Source organism: Sulfitobacter sp. HI0129 (assembly GCF_001635395.1).
Lineage (GTDB): Bacteria > Pseudomonadota > Alphaproteobacteria > Rhodobacterales > Rhodobacteraceae > Sulfitobacter.
In genome coordinates this window covers 1-1235 of record NZ_LWGH01000601.1, presented here as the reverse complement: position 1 = coordinate 1235, position 1235 = coordinate 1, and the positions used below count along the sequence as shown (strand labels likewise).

Annotated in this window: 3 protein-coding genes and 1 pseudogene; 1 reads left to right on the top strand and 3 read right to left on the bottom strand. The window is 63.8% G+C overall.

The features are described 5' to 3' along the window. Positions 1-202, top strand: a pseudogene (locus A3764_RS15975) (cell division protein ZapA); the annotation flags it as partial. Between the two features lie 129 nt (positions 203-331). Here A3764_RS15975 and grxD read toward each other — a convergent pair. Genes grxD through A3764_RS15960 form a run of 3 tightly spaced genes read right to left on the bottom strand, consistent with a single transcriptional unit; the run spans position 332 to position 1186 of the window. Further along, positions 332-694 (bottom strand): Grx4 family monothiol glutaredoxin, encoded by a 363-nt coding sequence (gene grxD / locus A3764_RS15970; RefSeq protein ID WP_067922272.1) that lies wholly within the window; start codon positions 692-694, stop codon positions 332-334. Then, complete coding sequence (locus A3764_RS15965) at positions 691-936, bottom strand: hypothetical protein (RefSeq protein ID WP_067924361.1); 246 nt, start codon at positions 934-936, stop codon at positions 691-693. Before A3764_RS15965 ends, grxD begins: the two co-directional genes overlap by 4 nt. Positions 937-940: 4 nt before the next feature. After that, the gene (locus tag A3764_RS15960; RefSeq protein ID WP_067924363.1) at positions 941-1186 is read right to left on the bottom strand and encodes a BolA family protein; all 246 of its coding nucleotides are present in this window, start codon (positions 1184-1186) and stop codon (positions 941-943) included. Positions 1187-1235: the final 49 nt, after the last annotated feature.

Sequence of the window (1235 nt, the reverse complement as noted above, 5' to 3'; positions counted from 1 at the left end):
CAGCGTCGAGGACCGCATCGCCGAGATACGCGCGGAACTGGCCCAGCGGGAAGCGGAACTGGCGCGGCTGCGCAATGTCCGGGTGGAGCCCGAGCGGATCGAGGTGCCGGTGGTGCCCCAGTCCGTCACGGATACGCTGGCCGAAATCGCCGCCCGGGCAGAGGCGCTCGCCGCCGAGGTGGAGGAGAAGGCGGCGGGCTGACCCCGGCCCGGGGCGGTTCGGCAGGATCGTACCGCTTTGCGCCCAGACCAGATCGGAAAAGAAAAACGGCAGCACCTGGGGTGCTGCCGTTGATCGTTGGGGAACCCCGGGGTCGCCCGGGGATCGGGATCAGCCGTTGGCTTCGCGGATCTTGTCGGCAGCTTCCTTGTCATAGGCCACGCCGTTCTGCTCCAGCAGCGTGTCCAGCTCGCCCGACAGCGTCATCTCGGTGATGATGTCGCAACCGCCGACGAATTCGCCCTTCACGTAAAGCTGCGGGATCGTCGGCCAGTCGGAATATTCCTTGATGCCCTGGCGCAGCCCTTCGTCGGCCAGCACGTTCACATCGGCGAATTCCACGCCCATGTAGTTCAGCACACCGGCCACGCGGCTGGAAAACCCGCATTGCGGCATTTCCTTGGTGCCCTTCATGAACAGCACGACATCGTTGTTGCTCACGGTTTCCTTGATCTGTGTGGATGCATCGGTCATTTGCGTCGTTTCCTTGGAATGAATTGTTTCGCGTATTCCTGCGGGTCGCGCGGTACCTTGAAGGTATAGGACTGTCCGCCCCCGCCGCCGCCAGAGTGATAATTGGCCTCGACCTCGTGATAGCCGGTGCCCGGTTCGGACCCGCGCTCGTCATCCTTGTGGTGGCGGATCGATTGTGCCGCGCGCAACACGGTCACGACGGCGATCAGCGCACAAAGAAGGAGGATCAGGCCCAGTTCCACCGGATCAGCCCTCGGGGGCCTTGGTGGTCAGTGCCAGCGCGTGCAGCTCGCCCTGGCTGCCATCCATCTTGCCCTTGAGCGCGGCATAGACCGCGCGCTGCTGCTGGACCCGATTCTTGCCGGCGAAAGAGGCGTCGATCACCTCTGCCGCATAGTGATTGCCGTCTCCCGCCAGATCGGTGATCGTGATCTGGGCGTCGGGAAAGCTTTCGCGGATCAGGTCTTCGATGTCGCGGGCTTGCATGGGCATGGGACGGCTCCGGTAGGTCTGCGGTATGTTCCTGATGTAGTGGTGGCGG

Bases quoted from the DNA above. Each gene is read 5' to 3' on its own strand.
- grxD (WP_067922272.1), bottom strand. From the start codon at position 694: ATGACCGATGCATCCACACAGATCAAGGAAACCGTGAGCAACAACGAT.
- A3764_RS15960 (WP_067924363.1), bottom strand. From the start codon at position 1,186: ATGCCCATGCAAGCCCGCGACATCGAAGACCTGATCCGCGAAAGCTTT.